This window comes from Burkholderia sp. ABCPW 14 (assembly GCF_001523835.1).
GTDB classification, from domain to species: domain Bacteria; phylum Pseudomonadota; class Gammaproteobacteria; order Burkholderiales; family Burkholderiaceae; genus Burkholderia; species Burkholderia mayonis.
The window spans coordinates 24,780-45,733 of sequence record NZ_LOVS01000153.1; the positions used below are offsets into that span (position 1 = coordinate 24,780).

At 66.6% G+C, this 20,954-nt stretch carries 12 protein-coding genes and 1 tRNA gene; 4 read left to right on the plus strand and 9 right to left on the minus strand.

What is annotated here, in order from left to right:
* Window positions 1–24 precede the first annotated feature (24 nt).
* The 5 genes from narJ to WS62_RS24965 form a co-directional block, all read right to left on the minus strand.
* Window positions 25–729 (minus strand): nitrate reductase molybdenum cofactor assembly chaperone, encoded by a 705-nt coding sequence (gene narJ, locus WS62_RS24945; RefSeq protein WP_066576593.1) that lies wholly within the window; start codon window positions 727–729, stop codon window positions 25–27.
* A complete protein-coding gene (narH, locus tag WS62_RS24950; protein ID WP_066576595.1) occupies window positions 726–2,279 on the minus strand; it encodes a nitrate reductase subunit beta in 1,554 nt (517 codons plus the stop codon). Before narH ends, narJ begins: the two co-directional genes overlap by 4 nt.
* Window positions 2,276–6,001, minus strand: coding sequence for a nitrate reductase subunit alpha (locus WS62_RS24955; protein WP_066576720.1), 3,726 nt, complete (start codon window positions 5,999–6,001; stop codon window positions 2,276–2,278). The genes narH and WS62_RS24955 overlap by 4 nt, the downstream gene beginning before the upstream one ends.
* Window positions 6,002–6,274: 273 nt before the next feature.
* The gene (locus WS62_RS24960) at window positions 6,275–7,660 is read right to left on the minus strand and encodes a NarK family nitrate/nitrite MFS transporter (RefSeq protein WP_066576598.1); all 1,386 of its coding nucleotides are present in this window, start codon (window positions 7,658–7,660) and stop codon (window positions 6,275–6,277) included.
* Between the two features lie 41 nt (window positions 7,661–7,701).
* Complete coding sequence (locus WS62_RS24965; RefSeq protein ID WP_066576601.1) at window positions 7,702–8,982, minus strand: MFS transporter; 1,281 nt, start codon at window positions 8,980–8,982, stop codon at window positions 7,702–7,704.
* 203 nt (window positions 8,983–9,185) lie between these two features.
* Between WS62_RS24965 and WS62_RS24970 the strand changes: the two genes are divergently transcribed.
* Together WS62_RS24970 and dinB are read left to right on the plus strand one after the other, a co-directional pair.
* A tRNA-Met gene (locus tag WS62_RS24970) sits at window positions 9,186–9,262 on the plus strand.
* 366 nt (window positions 9,263–9,628) lie between these two features.
* A complete protein-coding gene (dinB, locus tag WS62_RS24975; protein ID WP_082721268.1) occupies window positions 9,629–10,789 on the plus strand; it encodes a DNA polymerase IV in 1,161 nt (386 codons plus the stop codon).
* Between the two features lie 164 nt (window positions 10,790–10,953).
* Here the strand turns inward: dinB and WS62_RS24980 are convergent, their stop codons facing one another.
* The 4 genes from WS62_RS24980 to fixL all read right to left on the minus strand — a co-directional run bounded on the left by WS62_RS24980 (window position 10,954) and on the right by fixL (window position 17,938).
* Window positions 10,954–13,113, minus strand: a complete 2,160-nt coding sequence (locus tag WS62_RS24980; RefSeq protein WP_066576607.1) for a M3 family metallopeptidase — start codon at window positions 13,111–13,113, stop codon at window positions 10,954–10,956.
* 537 nt (window positions 13,114–13,650) lie between these two features.
* A complete protein-coding gene (gene folD / locus WS62_RS24985; protein ID WP_066576609.1) occupies window positions 13,651–14,508 on the minus strand; it encodes a bifunctional methylenetetrahydrofolate dehydrogenase/methenyltetrahydrofolate cyclohydrolase FolD in 858 nt (285 codons plus the stop codon).
* Window positions 14,509–14,792: 284 nt separating this feature from the next.
* Window positions 14,793–15,431 (minus strand): oxygen response regulator transcription factor FixJ, encoded by a 639-nt coding sequence (fixJ, locus tag WS62_RS24990; protein ID WP_038748804.1) that lies wholly within the window; start codon window positions 15,429–15,431, stop codon window positions 14,793–14,795.
* Entirely contained in the window at window positions 15,428–17,938 is a 2,511-nt protein-coding gene (fixL, locus tag WS62_RS24995) for an oxygen sensor histidine kinase FixL (RefSeq protein ID WP_066576722.1), read from the minus strand. Before fixL ends, fixJ begins: the two co-directional genes overlap by 4 nt.
* On the opposite strand from fixL, the gene WS62_RS38425 reads away from it, so the two are divergent.
* Window positions 17,858–18,079, plus strand: a complete 222-nt coding sequence (locus WS62_RS38425) for a hypothetical protein (protein WP_231748413.1) — start codon at window positions 17,858–17,860, stop codon at window positions 18,077–18,079. The two genes, fixL and WS62_RS38425, sit on opposite strands and share 81 nt — an antisense overlap.
* A 132-nt stretch (window positions 18,080–18,211) precedes the next feature.
* Window positions 18,212–20,908 carry a pyruvate dehydrogenase (acetyl-transferring), homodimeric type gene (gene aceE / locus WS62_RS25000; protein WP_066576612.1) on the plus strand — a complete coding sequence of 899 codons (2,697 nt, stop codon included), beginning with the start codon at window positions 18,212–18,214 and terminating at the stop codon, window positions 20,906–20,908.
* Window positions 20,909–20,954 lie beyond the last annotated feature (46 nt).

The window sequence follows — 20,954 nt, forward strand, 5'->3', positions numbered from 1 at the left end:
AAACGGGTTCGCGACGCCCCCGCGTCACGCGCGGGGAGCGGGCGTCGCCGCGCGGCGCGGCGGATGAAAGCGGATCGGCTGAGTGAGCGACGCGCTCGCCGCGGGCGCGAGCAGCGGCTCGACGCCGTCGTGGCCGGGGCCGAAGCGTTCCAGCGCCTCGTCCATCGTGCGCGGCGGCGGCTCGGCGACGGGCTGCGGCTCGACCGGGCTCAGCGCGCGCAGCACCGCGAACGCGGCCGCATACGGGCTCTGCGCGCGAGCGAGGCGCTCGCCGAGCGCGGCGAGCACGTCGATCGCGTCGCCGAGCAGGCGCGCCGCGTGCTCGCTGTCGCCGTCACCCGCGATCGCGCCGAGGAATTCGACGAAGAGCGGCACATAGTCGGGCAACTCGTTGCCGACCGGCTCGAAGCCGTGACGGCGGTATTCGTCGAGCAGATCGACCATCGCCTGGCCGCGGTCGCGGCTCTCGCCGTGTACGTGCTCGAACAGATGCAGCGAGTGCGACGGCGTGCGGTCGAACGTCGCGACGTAGCGTTCCTGTAGCTCGATCAAGGGCGTCGCGCGCAGCGACGCGACGAGCGGCGCGAGCGTCGAGCGCGCGTCGGGGAACGCGTCGAGCGCGCGCTCGACGTCGGGCAGCGCGTCGAGCAACGCCTGCTCCGGATAGATCAGCAGGGCGGACAGAATCGGATAGATCGACATGACGTTTTCCTCGTGCGACGTGCTCATGCGGCGCTCGCTTTCTTGCGCGTGACGGTCGGCAGCGCCGCGTACGACACCGCCGTTTCCTTCTTGCGGCCGAACAGCGTGCCGTCCGACGTGCCGCCCGAACAGCCGTTGCCGAACGAGAAGCCGCAACTGCCTTTCTCGTCGAAGCTGTCTTCGGCCATTTCCTTGTGCGACGACGGAATCACGAAGCGGTCCTCGTAGTTCGCGATCGCCATCAACTGATACATGTCCTCGACCTGCTCGGCGGTGAGTCCGACCTGCGCGAGCACCTGCGCGTCGTGCTCGCCGTGCACGGTCTGCGCGCGCTTGTACGCGCGCATCGCGAGCATCCGGTCGAGCGCGGCGGCGACCGGCGCTTCGTCGCCCGCGGTCAGCAGGTTCGCGAGATAGCGCAGCGGAATCCGCAGGCTGCGCACGTCCGGGATCACGCCGTTCATCCCCATGTGGCCCGACTGCGCGGCGCCCTGGATCGGCGACAGGGGCGGCACGTACCAGACCATCGGCAGCGTCCGGTATTCCGGATGCAGCGGGAACGCGACCTTCCATTCGCACGCCATCCGGTAGACGGGCGAGCGCTTCGCCGCGTCGATCCAGCTTTGCGGGACGCCGTCCGCGAGCGCCTGACGCTCGATCGCCGGATCGTGCGGATCGACGAACACCGCGAGCTGCTCTTCGTAGAGCTTCTGCGGATCGGCGACCGACGCCGCCTGCTCGATGCGGTCCGCGTCATACAGCATCACGCCGAGATAGCGGATGCGGCCGACGCAGGTTTCCGAGCAGACGGTCGGCTGCCCGGCCTCGATGCGCGGGAAGCAGAACACGCACTTCTCGGCCTTGCCGGTCTGCCAGTTGAAGTAGATCTTCTTGTACGGGCAGCCCGAGATGCACATCCGCCAGCCGCGGCACTTGTCCTGGTCGACGAGCACGATCCCGTCGTCCTCGCGCTTGTAGACGGAGCCGGACGGGCACGACGCGACGCACGTCGGATTCAGGCAGTGCTCGCAAAGGCGCGGCAGGTACATCATGAAGGTGTTCTCGAATGTCGAGTACATTTCCTTCTGCACGTCCTCGAACAGCTTGTCGCGGCCGCGCGACTTGAACTCGCCGCCGAGATCGTCTTCCCAGTTCGGCCCCCATTCGATCTTGTCCATCTTCTGGCCGGTGATCGCGGAGACCGGGCGCGCGGTCGGCGGCGTCTGCGACAGCGGCGCGTTCTGCAGATGCGCGTAGTCGTACGTGAACGGCTCGTAGTAGTCGTCGATGCCGGGAAGGTTGGGATTCGCGAAGATGTTCGCGAGGATCTTCAGCTTGCCGCCCTGGCGCGGCTCGAGCTTGCCCGCGTCATTGCGCTTCCAGCCGCCTTGCCACTTGTCCTGGTTTTCCCACTCGCGCGGGTAGCCGATGCCCGGCTTCGTCTCGACGTTGTTGAACCACGCGTACTCGACGCCGTCGCGCGACGTCCACACGTTCTTGCAGGTGACGGAGCAGGTGTGGCATCCGATGCATTTGTCGAGATTGAGCACCATCGCCACTTGTGCGCGGATCTTCATTGTGCTGCTCCTTCGTTAAGCGGCTCCTCGAGCCAGTCCACCCGGTTCATCTTGCGCACGATCACGTATTCGTCGCGGTTGCTGCCGACCGTCCCGTAGTAGTTGAAGCCGTACGCCTGCTGCGCGTAGCCGCCGATCATGTGCGTCGGCTTCGTCACGGTGCGCGTGACCGAGTTGTGAATCCCGCCGCGCTTGCCGCTCGTCTCCGCGCCCGGCACGTTCACGATCTTTTCCTGCGCGTGGTACATGAGGCACATGCCGGCCGGCACGCGCTGCGACACGACCGCGCGCGCGGTCAGCGTGCCGTTCACGTTGAACACCTCGACCCAGTCGTTGTCGCTGATGCCCGCCTGCTGCGCTTCGGCCTCCGAGATCCACACGTGCGGGCCGCCGCGCGACAGCGTCAGCATCCGCAGGTTGTCCGAGTAGGTCGAGTGGATGCCCCATTTCTGGTGCGGCGTGATCCAGTTCAGCACGAGCTCAGGCTGGCCGTTCGGCATCCGCTTGTGCAGCGGCGCGACCGTCTTGGTGTCGATCGCCGGCCGGTATGCGCACGAGCCTTCGCCGAAGTCGAGCATCCAGCGATGGTCCTGATAGAACTGCTGGCGGCCCGTCAGCGTGCGCCATGGAATCAGCTCATGGACGTTCGTGTAGCCGGCGTTGTAGCTGACTTCCTCCGATTCGAGGCCGGACCACGTCGGCGCCGAGATGATCTTGCGCGGCTGCGCCTGCACGTCGCGAAAGCGGATCTTGTCGTGCTCGCGGCCGACCGCGAGATGCGCATGATCGCGGCCCGTGATCTTCGAGAGGGCGTCCCATGCCTTCACCGCGACGTGGCCGTTCGTTTCCGGCGCGAACGTGAGGATCATCTCGGCCGCGTCGATCGCGGTGTCAAGGCGCGGGCGGCCGCGGCTCACGCCGGGCTCGGCGACCGTGTCGGACAGCGCGCCGATCTCCTTCACTTCGTGCTCGGTGTTCCAGTTGATCCCCTTGCCGCCGTTGCCGAGCTTGTCGAGGAGCGGCCCGATCGACGTGAACTTCTTGTAGATGTCGCCGTAGTCGCGCTCGACGACCGTCATCGACGGCGCGGTCTTGCCGGGGATCAGGTCGCATTCGCCGCGTCGCCAGTCCTTCGGCTCGAACGGCTGGCCGAGCTCGCCCGGCGTGTCGTGCATGAGCGGCGTGCAGACGAGGTCGCGCCGCGTGCCGAGGTACGGGCCCGCGATCTCGCTGAACTTCTTCGCGATCGTCTTGTAGATCTCCCAGTCGGTCTTGCTCTCCCACAACGGCTGCACGGCTTCGGACAGCGGGTGGATGAACGGATGCATGTCCGACGTGTTGAGATCGTCCTTCTCGTACCAGGTCGCGGTCGGCAGCACGATGTCGCCGTACAGGCACGTCGTGCTCATCCGGAAGTCGAGGACCGTGAGCAGATCGAGCTTGCCTTCGGCCGCGTCGCGCACGTTCACTTCGGACGGCTTCAGCGCATCGGCCTCGTCGCTGAAGAGCGCGTTCTGCGTGCCGAGCAGATACTTGAGGAAGTACTCGTGCCCCTTGCCCGAGCTGCCGAGAATGTTCGAGCGCCACACGAACATGTTGCGCGGGAAGTTCGCGGGGTTGTCGGGATCGTCGCACGCGAACGCGAGCTTGCCGTTCTTCAGCATCTCGACCCCGTATGCGACGGGCTCCTTGCCCGCGCGCTCGGCTTCGTCGACGACGTCGAGCGGATTTCTGCCGAGCTGCGGCGCCGACGGCAGCCAGCCCATCCGCTCGGACTTCGCGTTCAGGTCGAGCAGCGTCATGCCTTCGTACTTCGAACGATCGGCGGTCGGCCCGAGGATTTCGTCGACCGCGAGCTTTTCATGACGCCATTGGCTCGTGTGGCTGTAGAAGAACGACGTGCCGTTCATCTGGCGCGGCGGGCGCGACCAGTCGAGCGCGAACGCGAGCGGCGCCCAGCCGAACTGCGGACGCAGCTTCTCCTGGCCGACGTAGTGCGCCCAGCCGCCGCCGCTCTGGCCGATGCAGCCGCACATCATCAGGAGGTTGATGATGCCGCGGTAGATCATGTCGTTGTGATACCAGTGGTTGAGCGCCGCGCCGACGATCACCATGCTTTTGCCGCGCGTTCTGTCCGCGTTGTCGGCGAACTCGCGCGCGACCTGGATCACGAGATGGCGCGCGACGCCCGTGTGCTTTTCCTGCCACGCGGGCGTGTACGGCACGTCGTCGTCGAAGCTCGCCGCGACGTTCGGTCCGCCTAGGCCCTGGTCGACGCCGTAGTTCGCCATCTGCAGGTCGTAGACGGTCGCGACGAGCGCGGTCGTGCCGTCGGCGAGCGCGACGCGCTTCGCGGGCACGCGGCGCGCGAGCAGCGATTCGTGCTCGCCGCCGAAGTAGGGGAAGCCCACGTCGACGACTTCATCGTGCGCGTCGACGAGCGACAGCTTCGGATCGATCGCGCGGCCGCTGCCGCCGTCCTTCATTTCGAGATTCCAGCGGCCGACCTTCTCGCCGCCGTTGTGCGCGGCTTCGCCCCAGCGAAAGCCGATCGAGCCGTTCGGCGCGACGATGTCGCCCGTCGCGGCGTCGATCGCGAGCGTCTTCCATTCGGGATGATTCGCTTCGGCGAGCGAGTCGGCGAGATGCGACGCGCGCAGGAAGTGATCGGGCACGCGCATGCCGTCGCGCTCGCGCAGCAGCACGAGCATCGGCATGTCCGTGTACTGCTTCACGTAGTCGCGGAAGTACGCGGACTTGCCGGCCGTGTGGAATTCCTTCAGCACGACGTGGCCCATCGCCATCGCGAGCGCGGCGTCGGTGCCTTGCTTCGGCGCGAGCCAGATGTCGCCGAACTTGACCATCTCGCCGTAGTCGGACGAGATCGCGACCGTCTTCGTCCCCTTGTAGCGGACCTCGGTGTAGAAGTGCGCGTCGGGGGTGCGCGTCTGCGGCACGTTCGAGCCCCAGACGAGCAGGTAGCTCGAGTTGTACCAGTCGGCCGATTCGGGCACGTCGGTCTGCTCGCCCCACACCTGCGGGCTCGCGGGCGGCAGGTCGCAGTACCAGTCGTAGAACGACAGGCACGCGCCGCCGATGAGGCTCAGATAGCGTGCGCCCGCCGCGTACGACACCATCGACATCGCCGGAATCGGCGAGAAGCCGACGACGCGATCCGGCCCGTAGCGCTTGATCGTGTACGCGTTCGCGGCGGCGATGATCTCGGTCGCGGTGTTCCAGTCCGCGCGCACGAAGCCGCCGAGGCCGCGCACGCTCTTGTAGCGGCGCGCCTTCTCGGGATTCTGGCTGATCGATTCCCATGCGGCGATCGGATCCATCGTCTTGCGCGCCTCGCGCCACATCTCCATCAGGCGGCCGCGGATCATCGGGTATTTGACGCGCTGCGCGGAGTAGACGTACCAGCTGTACGACGCGCCGCGCGGGCAGCCGCGCGGCTCGTGATTCGGCAGGTCGGCGCGGGTGCGCGGATAGTCGGTCTGCTGGGTTTCCCACGTGATGAGGCCGTTCTTCACATAGACCTTCCACGAGCAGGAGCCGGTGCAGTTCACGCCGTGCGTCGAGCGGACGATCTTGTCGTGCTGCCAGCGGCTGCGGTAGCCGTTTTCCCAGCGCCGATCCTCGTCGACGACGGCGCCGTGGCCGTCGGAGAACGTGGATTTCACGCGCGACATGAACTTCAGCCGATCCAGAAAATGACTCATCGTGTGTTTCTCCAAGGGCATCCGCGGTCGCCCCAGGGTGCTGCGAATGCTTGTGTCAGGGGACACTCCGAGCTTACGGCGCGTGCGCTTGCGCGCCCATTCGCCGATGGAGCGGGAAAGGGGAGGGAGAAGAACTAGTTCGAAAGAACTAGAGGGCGCGATGCGCCCTCGTGAAATGCGGGTTGGATGCGGCCGCGCGGATGCGGTCGCGCGAATGCGGTCGCGTGTCGCAGCGCGCCGCATCATCCGGAAACGGTCGGCGTCAGCGCGCGTTCAGCACGGCATCGACGCGTTGCGGCGCGCGTAGAACCACCACGTGATCGCGACGCACGACACGTAGAACACGATGAAGCACGTAAGCGCGGGCACGGCCGAACCTGTCATGTCGAGCGACGTGCCGAAGCTCTTCGGAATGAAGAAGCCGCCGTATGCGCCGATCGCGCCCGAGAAGCCGAGCACCGCGGCCGATTCCTTGCCGGCGTCGAGGAGCGCCTGCTTCTGCGCGGCTTCGCCCTGGCCCTGCGCGGCGCGCTGCCGCTCGGTCAGGAAGATCACCGGGATCATCCGGAACGTCGAGCCGTTGCCGATGCCCGTCAGCGCGAACAGCACGATGAACATCGAGAGGAAGCCCGCGAAGTTGCCCGCGTCGCCGCCTGCCGGCAGGTACGCGATGACGCCCGCGACCGCCGCGATCATCGCGGCGAACGTCCAGAACGTGACGCGTGCGCCGCCGATCCGGTCGGACACCCAGCCGCCGACGGGCCGCATCAGCGCGCCCGCGAGCGGGCCGATGAACGCGTAGGCGGTCGGGTTCACGTTCGGGAAGAGCGCCTTCGTGAGGAGCGCGAAGCCGGCGGAGAAGCCGATGAACGAGCCGAAGGTGCCGACGTACAGCCAGCACATCAGCCAGTTGTGCGCCCGGCGGAAGATCACCGCCTGCTCGGCGAACGACGCCTTCGCGTCGGCGATGTCGTTCATCCCGAACCACGCGGCGAGCGTCGCGACGACGATGAACGGCACCCACACGAAGCCCGCGTTCTGCAACCACAGGTTCGTCGTCGTGCCGTGCGCGACAGCGGTTTGCGGATCGCCCGCGAGCGCGCCGAAGATGCCGGCCGAAATCACGAGCGGCGTGACGAACTGCACGACCGACACGCCGAGGTTGCCGATCCCCGCGTTGAGCCCGGTCGCGAGCCCCTTTTTCGCCTTCGGGAAGAAGAAGCTGATATTCGCCATCGACGAGCTGAAGTTCGCGCCGCCGAAGCCGCACAGGAGCGCGAGGATGAGGAGCGTCGGGTAGCCCGTGCCCGGATCGCGCAGCGCGAAGCCCATCCCGAGCGCGGGGATCAGGAGGGTCGCGGTCGAGATCGCGGTGAAGCGGCGGCCGCCGAAGATCGGCACGAGAAACGAGTAGAAGATGCGCAGCGTCGCGCCGGAGAGCGCGGGCAGCGCGGTGAGCCAGAACAGCTGGTTCTTGCCGAAGTGAAAGCCCGCGCGATCGAGATTGACGACGACGACGCTCCACAGCGACCAGACGACGAACGCGAGCATCAGCGCGGGAATCGAGATCGCGAGGTTGCGCCACGCGACGGGGCGCCCCTTGGCTTGCCAGAAGGCCGGGTTTTCGGGATCCCAGCGCACGAGTAGAGAAGTGGACATGATCGAATCCGTTGAGTGAACGAAGGTGACGAAGAAGGCGCTCACGCGGAGCGGGCGGTGAGCACGCGCTGGTCGTGCGCCGCACGCTCGGCGCGGAAGCTGAAGTACATCCAGACGAGGCTCACGCTGACGGTGCCGTAGAGCAGCATGAAGCAGGTCGAGCGCACGCCCGTCAGGTCGACGAGCGCACCGAACAGGATCGGCAGCGCGAAGCCGGCGAGGCCGCCCGCGAGGCCGACGACGCCCGACACCGCGCCGATGTCGTCCGGGAACTCGTCGGCGATGAACTTGAAGACCGACGCCTTGCCGACCGCCATCGCGATGCCGACCGCGAACAGCAGCACGGTGAACGCGACGGGCGTGTGGCCGAGATGGAAGCCGAGCGGGCCGTGCGCCGCATGGATCGTGAAGTCGGTCGGCGGGTAGCTGAGGATGAAGAACGTGACCCAGCAGACCCACATCACCCACCACGTGGTGCGATAGGCGCCGTAGCGGTCGGACAGCCAGCCGCCGATCGCGCGCAGCACGCCGCCCGGCAGCGAGAAGCACGCGGCGAGGAACGCGGCCGATTGGATGCCGAAGCCGTATTCGCCGACGTAGTATTGCGTGAGCCACAGCGACAGCCCGACGTAGCCGCCGAACACGACCGAGTAGTACTGCGAGTAGCGCCACACGCGCGGATTCTTCAGCACGCGCAGCTGCGCGCGCAGCGACGTCGCGTTCGTCGAGCGGTGCGCGGGATCGGTCGCGGAGAACACCCAGAAGAGGAGCGCCATCGCGAGCATCGCGATCGAATAGACGCGCGGCACGATGGTCCACGTGCCCGCCGCCGCGATGAGCGCGGGCGCGACGAACTTGTTGACGGCGGCGCCCGAGTTGCCGGCGCCGAACACGCCCATCGCGAGGCCCTGGCGCGCCTTCGGGAACCAGCGCGCGACATACGGCGTGCCGACCGAGAACGAGCCGCCCGCGAGCCCGACGAAGAGGCCGAGCACGAGGAACTGCCAGAGTTGCGTTGCATACGAGATCAGCCAGATCGGCACGACGGTGACGAGCATCAGGATGAAGAACACGATGCGGCCGCCGTGGCGGTCGGTCCAGATGCCGAGCGGCACGCGGATCAGCGATCCGGTGAGCACCGGCATCGCGGCGACGAGGCCGAATTCGGTGTCGTTCAGGCCGAGGGTCTTCTTGAGCGGAATGCCGAGGATCGCGAACATCATCCAGACGGCGAAGCACAGCGTGAATGCGATCGTGCTCGATGCGAGCACGGGCATCGCACGCTTGTCGAGCGATGCGGGAGGAGCGGAGGTTGCAGCCATGATGATTCTCTCGAGACGAGGAGGAGCGTCTCAAGAGTAGGGACGCGCGATGCGCTTGCCTATTCGCCGGGAGAACGGGCGCGCCTGCATTGCTGGGCCGACCGGACTAGTTCGATCGGCGGGGGCGCGGCGGCATGTGTGACAATTGTTTGAAATAAGATTTGACGCGTCCGCTTAAAACCCATATACTTTTATTTCTCTGACGCGGGGTGGAGCAGTCTGGCAGCTCGTCGGGCTCATAACCCGAAGGTCGTAGGTTCAAATCCTACCCCCGCAACCAAATTCGGCGATGTCCACGCGCAAATGACCGATGCGCGAATCGTCAAAACAAAAACCCGGCTCTTGAGCCGGGTTTTTGTTTTTCCGCGGCCGGTTTCGCATCTCGCACTCGCATCTTTCGATGTCTAACGGGGGTAGTGCACCATCCCGTCGGGTTCTCGCTGCCAGGCGAGCGATGCACTCGCATCGGCACACGGCCACGATTCTCTGCATCGAGCTCTTGCGCGCTGTCACAACGTTGCTGCGTGCCCGAAGCATCGCGCACACTATTCAAAGCAGCGCGGTCTGCGCCCCGGCGCGTGCGCGGTGCGCAATGTCACATCGCGCAGTTGAAACGCGCACTGTGTTTTTGTACAGTATCGGCACCTTGGACAAGCCGACGCCTTCCTCCGACACGCCTCCGCCGCCTTCGGGCGACGCGGCTCCGTTCGCGCGCAAGATCATCCATTGCGATTGCGACTGCTTCTACGCATCGGTCGAGATGCGCGACGATCCGTCGCTGCGCGGCCGCCCGCTCGCGGTCGGCGGCCGGCCCGACCAGCGCGGCGTGATCGCGACCTGCAACTACGAGGCGCGCCGCTATGGCGTGCATTCGGCGATGTCGTCGGCGCTCGCGATGCGCAAGTGCCCCGAGCTGCTGATCCTGCCGCCCGCGATGGACAAGTACCGCGCGGCGTCGCGGCTCATCATGGCGATCTATCGCGACTACACGCCCGACGTCGAGCCGCTGTCGCTCGACGAGGCGTATCTCGACGTGAGCCGCGCGACGCGCTGCCAGGGCAGCGGCACGCTGATCGCGCGCGAGATCCGCGAGCGCGTGCACGATACGGTGGGCGTCACGGTGTCGGCGGGCGTCGCGCCGAACAAGTTCATCGCGAAGATCGCGTCGGACTGGAACAAGCCCGATGGTCTCTTCGTCGTGCGGCCGCATGAGGTCGACGCGTTCGTCGCCGCGCTGCCCGTGCGCAAGCTGCACGGCGTCGGCAAGGTGACGGCCGCGCGGCTCGACAAGCTGGGCATCCGCACGTGCGACGAGCTGCGCGGCTGGTCGCTGTTCGATCTGCATCACGAGTTCGGCGCGTTCGGCCGGCGGCTCTACGAGCTCGCGCGCGGCATCGACGAGCGGCCGGTGCGCGCGGACCAGGAGCGCAAGTCGGTGAGCGTCGAGACGACCTACGTCCGGGATCTCGACACGCTCGACCAATGCGCGGCCGAGATCCGGCGATTGACGGTGCTGCTCGACGCGCGGATCGCGCGGGCAGGGGCGGTGCGCTCGATCAGGAAGCTGTATGTGAAGATCCGCTTCGCGGATTTTCAGCGCACGACGGTCGAATGCGTCGCCGACGCGACCGATGCCGAGACGGCGGTCGCGCTGCTCGCGAAAGGGCTGGTGCGCCGCAAGCAGCCGGTGCGGCTGTTGGGCGTCGGCGTGCGGATCGACGAGGACACGGCCGAGCGGCACGGGCAGATCGCGCTCTTCGACGACGAAGACGACGACGGCGAAAACGACACGTCGCCCGGCGCGTGATCGCTTGATGAGCGTTCGCCGCATGAACAAGAACGAGCGACAAAAAAACGGCAACCCGCCGATGCGGGTTGCCGTTCGTTCCGACTGACGGCGGCGGCTCGACGGGAAGCCGCCGTCGGCGGCTCGTGCGACCGACCGAGCTCGCGCGCGCCGCGCCGAGAGCGTTATGCCCGCGCCTGCGCGGCGTCGGCCATCCCGCTATGACGCAACAGCGCGTCGATGTTCGGCTCGCGGCCGCGGAACGCCTTGAACGAGTCCATCGCCGGACGGCTGCCGCCGACTTCGAGGATCTCGCGCCGGTAGCGCGCGCCCGTCGTCGAATCGAGCACGCTGCCCGCGGAGCCGGCGGCTTCCTCGAATGCCGCGTACGCGTCGGCGGACAGCACTTCCGCCCACTTGTAGCTGTAATAGCCGGCCGCATAGCCGCCCGCGAAGATGTGGCTGAACGTGTTCGGCCAGCGCGAGAACGGCGCCTGCGGGATCACGTGGAAGCGCTCGTTGATCGCGCGCGCGAAGTCGTTGACGCTCGTCTTGCCTGCCGCGGGAGCGTCCGTCGTCGCGTCGCCTGCCGCAGGTTCGCCTGCCGCAATATCGCCTGTCGGATCGAAGTCGACGTGCAGCAGCATGTCGAACATCGAGAACACGATCTGGCGCAGCGTGCCCAGGCCGCTCTGGAAATTCTTCGCGGCGAGCATCTTGTCGAAGAGCGCGCGCGGCAGCGGCTCGCCGGTGTCCGTGTGCGACGACATCGACTTCAGCACGTCCCATTCCCAGCAGAAGTTCTCCATGAACTGCGACGGCAGCTCGACCGCGTCCCATTCGACGCCGTTGATGCCCGACACGCCGATCTCGTCGACGCGCGTCAGCATGTGATGCAGCCCGTGGCCGAACTCGTGGAACAGCGTGATCACTTCGTCGTGCGTGAAGCACGCGGGCTTGCCGCCGATCGGCGCGGAGAAGTTGCAGGTCAGATACGCGACGGGCGTCTGGACGCTGCCGTCGCCGCGCTTCGCGCGCGAGCGCGCGTCGTCCATCCACGCGCCGCCGCGCTTGCCTTCGCGCGCGTACAGGTCGAGATAGAACTGCGCGACGAGCGAGCCGTCGCGATTCTCGACGCGGAAGAAGCGCACGTCTTCGTGCCAGACGGGCGCTTCGTCGCGCGCGATCTTCACGCCGAACAGCGTCTCGGCGACGGTAAAGAGGCCCTTCAGCACCGCGGGCTCGGGGAAGTACTGCTTCACCTCGTTCTCGGAGAACGCGTAGCGCCGCTCGCGCAGCTTCTCGGCCGCATACGCGACGTCCCACGGCTCGAGCGTCGCGAGGCCCAGCTCGCCCGACGCGAACGCGCGCAGCTCGTCCCAGTCCTTTTCCGCGAACGGGCGCGCGCGCTTCGCGAGATCCTCGAGGAACGCGATCACCTGCTGCGGCGATTCCGCCATCTTCGGCGCGAGCGATACCTCGGCGAAGTCGTGATAGCCGAGCATCTGCGCTTCTTCGCGGCGCAGCGCCAATTGGTCGGCGACGATCGTCGTGTTGTCCCAGTCGGCCTTGCCGTCGCCGTACTGCGGGCCGAGCTCGGACGCGCGCGTCACGTACGCGCGGTACATCGCCTCGCGCATCGCGCGGTTCTCAGCGTATTGCAGCACCGGGAAATACGACGGGAAGTGCAGCGTGAACTTCCAGCCGGCCTTGTCTTCCTTCAGTGCGGCGTCGCGTGCGGCTGCGATCGCATCGGCGGGCAGGCCGGCCAGTTCGTCCTCGCTCTGCGTGAAATACGCGTAGCCGTTGGTCGCGTCGAGCACGTGATCGGAGAACGATTTCGACAGCGCCGCCTGCTGCTCCTGCAGCTCGGCGAAGCGCGGCTTGCGGTCTTCCGGCAGCTCGGCGCCCGACAGGCGGAAGTCGCGCAGCGCGTTGTCGAGGATCTTCTTGCGCTCAGCGGACAGCGTCGGATATTCGGCGCTCGCGGCGATCGCCTTGTACTTCTCGTAGAGCGCGAGATTCTGGCCGACGCTCGACCAGAACTCGGTCACGCGCGGCAGGTTCTCGCCGTAGACGGCGCGCAGCTCGGGCGTGTCGGCGACCGCGTTCAGATGGCCGACGACACCCCATGCGCGGCCGAGCGGCTCGGTCGCATGCTCGATGGTCTCGGCGATGTCGGCCCAGGTCGCCGGCGTGTCGGGCCGTGCGGCGTGCTCGACGGCTACGTTTGCGTTCGCGAGCAGCGTGTCGAGCGCGGGCGTCACGTGCTCGGGGCGAATTTCGCCGAAGCGGGGCAGGCCTGAGAAATCGAGAAGCGGATTGGCGTTTGCGCTGACGGACATAGTGCTCCCTGGCGGTTTCGGATTCGGGTTGGGCGGAAGACGAGCGGCGCGAGGCGCCGACCGTCGAGTCATGTCGACATTATTGGGGCGCATGGCGCGCTTTCCAATCGATAGTTTCTAACGAAGCGATTGGGGCGGGAACGGCGTGCGGCGGCGGGTGGCCGCGCTCATGCGATGGCGGAAGCCGGGCAAGGCGTTCGACGGCCGATCGGGGGCGCGTCGGCATGCTCCGGGCCGCCTGCTTCGCGCAAGCGGGATGCGGGCGGCGAGTGACGCGGGTATTGCGAGCGATGGGGTGGCCGCGCTGGGGCGGTTTGCGGGGCCGTCGCGGTTTGCCGCATAAAGAAAGGCGAAGGTGCCGCGACGCATCCGGCGGCATCGAGGATATCGAGGCGCTGCGGCGCATCGGACGACGCCGACGGATATCGATCGGCGGCGCTCGTCGTTGACCGACGACGAACGCCGCCACCGCCGCTGCGCCGCGCCGTCGATCGGCGTCGATCCGTCCGATCGACGCCGAGCCGGCGCCGACCGCCGTCAGGCCGCGGCGGCGGCGCGCTCGGCGGCTTCGATCGTGTTGATGAGCAGCATCGTGATCGTCATCGGGCCGACGCCGCCCGGCACCGGCGTGATGTGGCCCGCGACTTCCGAGACGCCGGCGAAGTCGACGTCGCCGCACAGCTTGCCTTCGTCGTTGCGGTTCATCCCGACGTCGATCACCGTCGCGCCCGGCTTCACCATGTCGGCCGTCAGCACGTTGCGCTTGCCGACCGCCGCGACGACGACGTCCGCGTTGCGCGTATGCGCGGCGAGGTCGCGCGTCTTGCTGTGGCAGATCGTGACGGTCGCGCCCGCTTCGAGGAGCAGGAGCGCCATCGGCTTGCCGACGATGTTCGAGCGGCCGATCACGACCGCGTTCGCGCCTTGCAGCGGGATCTCGTGCGCTTCGAACATCTTCATCACGCCGTACGGCGTGCACGGGCGGAAGAGCGGCTTGCCCGTCATCAGCGCGCCGGCGTTCGCGACATGGAAGCCGTCGACGTCCTTCTCGGGCGCGATCGCCTCGATCACCTTGTGGCTGTCGATGTGCGCGGGCAGCGGCAGTTGCACGAGGATGCCGTGGATCTTCGGATCGCGGTTCAGCTCGTTGATGCGCGCGAGGAGCTCGGGCTCGGAGAGCGTCGCCGGATAGCGGTCCTTCAGCGAGAAGAAGCCGTTGTCTTCGCACGCCTTGATCTTGTTGCGCACGTAGACTTCGCTCGCCGGGTTGTCGCCGACGAGGATCACCGCGAGACCCGGCCGGTGGCCGCGCGCGGCGAGCGCGGCGGCGCGCTCGGCCGCTTGCGCGCGCAGGGTCTTCGAAAGGGCGTTGCCGTCGATCAGTGTGGCTGTCATGGTGGGAATTCGCTTGGCAAGGTTGGGTATGCGGGCGTGCGGCGCCAAGTTGCGCTGCAGCGAAGCGTCGAATTATACCGCCCGCTTGCCGTCACCCGACACCGACCGGGTCGATTTGCGCCATGCGCGGCGTGCGATGCGGGAGAAAAACAGGGACGGCGTGCGCCGCAAGCGGGAGGATGGGGCAGCGGGGATCGGATGGATCACGCGGGATGGCGCGCCGCAAAAAAGCCGCTGCTCGCCCGGCGCGCGCCGGGCGGGAGAGTGGGGCGCGGCGCGGCGTGTTATGCCTGCTTCTTCGACAGCGCGAGCCGCAGCAGGTCGGCGACCGTGTTGACGTTGAGCTTTTCCATGATGTTCGCGCGGTGCGCCTCGACCGTCTTGATGCTGATCCCGAGGTCGTCGGCGATCTGCTTGTTCAGGCGGCCCGCGATGATCCGCTCGAGCACCTGCTGCTCGCGCGCCGTCAGCTTCGACAGGCGCTCGCTCGCCGCGCGCTGCTCCTGGACGCTCTTGATCTCGCTACGCGCCTTGTCGAGCATGCGCTCGACGAGCTTGCGCAGCTCGGCTTCGTCGAACGGCTTCTCGATGAAATCCATCGCGCCTTTCTTCATCGTCGACACGGCCATCGGCACGTCGCCGTGGCCCGTCACGAAGATGATCGGCAGCGCCGCATTCTCGGCGATCAGGCGCTCCTGCAGCTCAAGGCCGCTCATCCCCGACATCCGGACGTCGAGGATCAGGCACGCGATCTGTCCCGCTTGCTGCGCGGGCTGGTATGCATCGAGGAACTGCTCGGCGCTCGAAAAGCACTGCACGCGATAGCCGTTTGCCTCCAGCAGCCAGCGCAGCGAGTCGCGCACGGCCTCGTCGTCGTCGACGACAAAGACGGTTTCCTGAGAGGTGGTGACAGGGCTATTCATATCTCTCCCGTTACGGTTTGTGATGGCGATGTCTCGGATCCGTGACCGAGATCCTCCGGTTCCCCAATGGGCAGGCTGCAGTGGAACGTCGCACCCGACACGAAGCCGTCCGGCTCGACGTTGTTGACCACCCACAGACGCCCGCGATGCGATTCGATGATCGAGCGGCAGATATTGAGCCCCATGCCCATCCCGTCCGATTTCGTGCTGTAGAACGGTTCGAACAGGCGTTCGGCCGTCGCCTCGTCGACGCCCGGACCCTGGTCGATCACGCGGATGTCGACGAAGCCCGATTCGAGGTCGGCGACGACGCGAATCACGCCGTTCTCCGCCTGCGGCCGTGCTTCCTGCATCGCCTCGGCCGCGTTCTTCATCAGGTTCACGAGCACCTGCTCGATCAACACGGGGTCGACATAAATAATAGGCATTCTTGCGCGGATTTCGGTGACGATCCGAATCCGGCGCTTTCTCGCCTCGATTTCGGCCAGGCCGACCGCGTCGGCGACGATGTCGGCGACGCGCGACGGTTGCCGCTTCGGCTCGCTGCGTTTCACGAACTCGCGGATCCGCTTGACGATCATCCCGGCCCGCAGCGCCTGCTGCGCGGTCTTCTCGAGCGCGGGCTGCAGCGTCTCGGGCGTCGAGCGGCCGCTTTTCACGAGCGCGAGCGTGCCGGAGCAGTAGTTGTTGATCGCGGCGAGCGGCTGGTTCAGCTCGTGCGCGATCGACGACGCCATCTCGCCCATCGTCATCAGCCGGCTCGTGAACTGCAGCTTCTCCTCCTGCTGGTGCGCGAGCTCCTGCGCCTTCTTGCGCGTCGTGATGTCGGTCGCGATCTGCATCTGCGCGAGGTGGCCGTCCACCCACTGGATGTACTGGCGGCGCACCTCGAACCACTTCTGGATGCTCTCGACATACACCTCCTGCGCGTCCGCCGTGCTCTCGGTGAGCGCGGCGGCGGGCAGGCCCGCGTACGCGTCGACCAAGTCGATCGAGTCCGACGACGCCTGCGCGCTGTCGAAGCCGCCGCCCGACAGTTCGAGATGGCCGTCCGGGCGGATGCCGAACAGATGCCGGTAGTATCGGTTCGCGAACAGGAGCTCGGCTTCGTCGGCGGCGAGCACCGACACCGCCGCGTCGAGGCTCTCGAGCACCGTCGTGAAGCGCTCGTGCGCGGCGGCGAGCTCTTCGCGCGCGCGCTTCGGCTCGGTGATGTCCGTCATCGACGACATCCAGCCCGTCTGCCGGCCGGAGCTGTCGATGAGCGGCGACACGTAGAGGCGCGCATGGAACAGCGATCCGTCCTTGCGGCGCACGCGCAGCTCGAAGCCGGACGAAGGCGCCTTGCCGCGCAGCGTCATGTCGAGCTGGCGCTGCATTTCGGGGTACGCGTCGCGCGGCCAGTACGGGAACGGCGCGGTCTTGCCGACGAGGTCGCTCTCGTCCCAGCCCGTCATCCGGCAGAACGCCGGGTTCACGTGCGTGATGCGGCCGTGCATGTCGAGCACGCGCATGCCGATCAGCACCGAATTCTCCATCGCGCGGCGGAAGAACGCCTCCGCGTACAGCGCCTGCTGCGCCTCGAAGCGCTGGCGCGTGTGCTTCCACAGGCTCCAGAGGCTCCACAGCACGAAGCACGACAGGCCGGCGACGAGCCACACAAGCGTGTTGTTGGTCAGGTTCGTCGTCTGCGGGTACGCGTAGACGCGCACCGTGAGGCCCTGGCCGGGCGGATCGAGCGGCAGGTCGTAGTGCGCGTCGCGCGGCAGCCGCGGGCGCGACGATGTCGACGCGAGCTCGCGATTGTTCGCGTCGGTGATCGAGATCTTGTACTTCGCGGACAGCTCGGGCGGAATGTCGTGCTTCAGGATCCCTTCGACCGAGAACACGGCGGCGATCGAGCCCAAGTACTCGCGGTCGCGGATCACGGGCGTCTGCAGCGTCAGGTAGCCGTTGCCGAAGTCGTCGTAGACGAGCGGCGAGTAGGTCTGCCGGCGCGTGCTGCGCGCTTCGCCGAACGCGCCGCGCACGACTTCGTCCATCTGCGCGTCGTTCGGCTTCGCGAGCCGCTGGCCGAGCACCGGCAGTTGCATCGTCGGCCATCGCTTCGTGCCGGGCGTCGTGTACCAGTTCAGATAGAGGATTTCGGGGTGCGCCTGCATCACGTCGCCGACCGTGGTCTGGAACGCGTGCTCGTCGATGCGGCCCGCGGCGACGTCGCGCGCGAACGCCTGCAACTGCTCCTGCGCGCCCGTCATCGACAGCCGGATCTGCTGCTGCGCCCACGCGACGTTGCGAAACAGCGTGTCTTCCTGCTGCTGTTGCTCGCGGCGGTTGAGGCTCCACAAGATGAGGCTCATCACCACGAGAAAGACCAGGATCGAGAGGAGGGGTGTCAGCAGGTAAGAGTTGGACCACCACGGTCCGTGGTGCCAGCGGGACGGCTGCGACTCCGTCGGCGAGCCCGACGGTCGCGCCGAGCGTGCGAAAAGCCGATCGGTCAACATGGCAGGATTGTAGCTCAGCGCGTCATGCACAAAAGGCGTACAAGAAAGATTGAACCGAAAGCGGAATTGCCGATACATGATGTACCGCAAACGCTGACCAGAAGGATGCGGCGCAGCAATATTTCATATTGCGAGAAATGATCTCATCATTCGAAAATTTTGTTGCGCGCTGCGTGCGACGCTCTTTACAATCCGCGGGAGCTTGTTGCAGCTGGCGGCATGCGTCGTCGCTCGAAGGCCATCTTCATATTCCAGGACACCCAGGAGACGAGAATGTCCGCTGTACCTAACGAAGTGATGAAGTACGTCGCGGCCGAACGCGACGACGACGCGCAGGAAACCGTCGAATGGCTCGAAGCACTCGACGGCGTGATGTCCTCCGTCGGTCCCGGCCGCGCGCACTACCTGATCGAGAAGCAGATCGAATTCGCGCGGATGCACGGCGAGCACCTGCCGTTCTCCGCGAACACCCCGTACATCAACACGATTCCCGTCGAAGCCCAGGCCAAGATTCCGGGCGACCAGGACATTGAGCACCGGATCCGCTCGTACACGCGCTGGAACGCGATCGCGATGGTGCTGCGCGCGGGCAAGGATACGAACGTCGGCGGCCACATCGCTTCGTTCGCGTCGGCCGCGACGCTGTACGACGTCGGCTACAACCACTTCTGGCACGCGCCGTCCGCCGAGCACGGCGGCGATCTCGTGTTCGTGCAGGGCCACTCGTCGCCCGGCGTGTATTCGCGCGCGTTCCTGCTCGGCCGCCTGAATGAAGCGCAGCTCGACAACTTCCGGCAGGAAGTCGGCGGCAACGGCATTTCGTCGTACCCGCACCCGTGGCTGATGCCGGATTTCTGGCAGTTCCCGACCGTGTCGATGGGTCTCGGCCCGATCATGGCGATCTACCAGGCGCGCTTCATGAAGTACCTGCAGTCGCGCGGGATCGTGACGACGGAAGGCCGCAAGGTCTGGGCGTTCCTCGGCGACGGCGAGACGGACGAGCCGGAATCGCTCGGCGCGATCGGCATGGCGAGCCGCGAGAAGCTCGACAACCTCGTGTTCGTGATCAACTGCAACTTGCAGCGTCTCGACGGCCCGGTGCGCGGCAACGGCAAGATCATCCAGGAGCTGGAGTCGGAATTCCGCGGCGCGGGCTGGAACGTGATCAAGGTGATCTGGGGCAGCCGCTGGGATGCGCTCTTCGCGCGCGACAAGACGGGCGCGCTGATGCGCCGGATGATGGAAGCCGTCGACGGCGAGTACCAGACGTACAAGTCGGAGTCGGGCGCGTACGTGCGCGAGCACTTCTTCAACACGCCTGAGCTGAAGGCGCTCGTCGCCGACTGGTCCGACGACGACATCTGGAACCTGAACCGCGGCGGCCACGATCCGCACAAGATCTACGCGGCGTTCCACCAGGCGAGCAACTCGAAGGGCGCGCCGACGGTGATCCTCGCGAAGACGATCAAGGGCTACGGGATGGGCGAAGCCGGCCAGGCGATGAACATCACGCACCAGCAGAAGAAGCTGCCTGTCGAGCAACTGAAGAAGTTCCGCGACCAGTTCCGCCTGCCGATCGCCGACGACGTGATCGCCGACGTGCCGTACCTGAAGTTCGAGGAAGGCTCGAAGGAACTCGAATACATGCGCGCGCACCGCCAGGCGCTCGGCGGCTATCTGCCGCAGCGCCGCCAGAAGGCGGAATCGCTGCCGGTGCCGCCGCTCGAGGCGTTCGAGCCGGTCCTGAAGGGGACGGGCGAGGGCCGCGAGATCTCGACGACGATGGCGTTCGTGCGGATCCTGAACATCCTGCTGAAGGACAAGGCGCTCGGCAAGCGCGTCGTGCCGATCGTGCCCGACGAGTCGCGCACGTTCGGCATGGAGGGCCTCTTCCGTCAGATCGGCATCTGGAACCAGGAAGGCCAGAAGTACGTGCCGGAAGATTCCGATCAGTTGATGTTCTACAAGGAATCGGAAACCGGCCAGATCTTGCAGGAAGGCATCAACGAAGCGGGCGGCATGTGCGACTGGATCGCGGCGGCGACGTCGTACTCGACGCACGGCGAGATCATGGTGCCGTTCTACATCTTCTATTCGATGTTCGGCTTCCAGCGGATCGGTGATCTGGCGTGGGCGGCGGGCGACATGCGCTCGCGCGGCTTCCTGCTCGGCGGCACCGCGGGCCGCACGACGCTCAACGGCGAAGGCCTGCAGCACGAAGACGGTCATTCGCTGATGTGGGCGGCGTCGGTGCCGAACTGCGTGAGCTACGACCCGACGTTCGGCTACGAGCTTGCCGTCATCATGCAGGACGGCCTGCGCCGGATGGTGCAGGAGCAGGAGGACGTGTACTACTACGTCACGGTGATGAACGAGAACTACGAGCACCCGGCGATCCCGCAGGGCGAGCACGTTGCGGCCGACATCGTGAAGGGCATGTACCAGTTCAAGAAGGCCGACGCCGACAAGAAGGCGCCGCGCGTGCAGCTGCTCGGCGCGGGCACGATCTTCAACGAAGTGATCGCCGCCGCCGACCTGCTGAAGAACGACTGGGGCGTCGCGGCCGACCTCTGGAGCGTCCCGAGCTTCACCGAGCTTGCGCGCGAAGGCCATGACGTCGAGCGCTGGAACCTGCTACATCCGGCCGAGGCGCGCCGCGTGTCGCACGTGCAGAAGTGCCTGAAGGACACGCAGGGCCCCGTGATCGCGTCGACCGACTACGTGCGCGCGCTCGCCGACCAGATCCGCGGCCACATCGATCGCCGCTACGTCGTGCTCGGCACTGACGGCTTCGGCCGCTCGGACACGCGCAACGCGCTGCGCCACTTCTTCGAAGTGGATCGCTATTGGGTCACGGTTGCGGCGCTCAACGCGCTCGCCGACGAAGGCACGATCGACCGCAAGGTCGTGGCCGACGCCATCGCGAAGTACAACCTCGACCCGGCCAAACCCAACCCGATGTCGGTTTAACGCACGCGCCACGTGATGCTGCGCGCCCGCATCCGCTTTCAGTGCG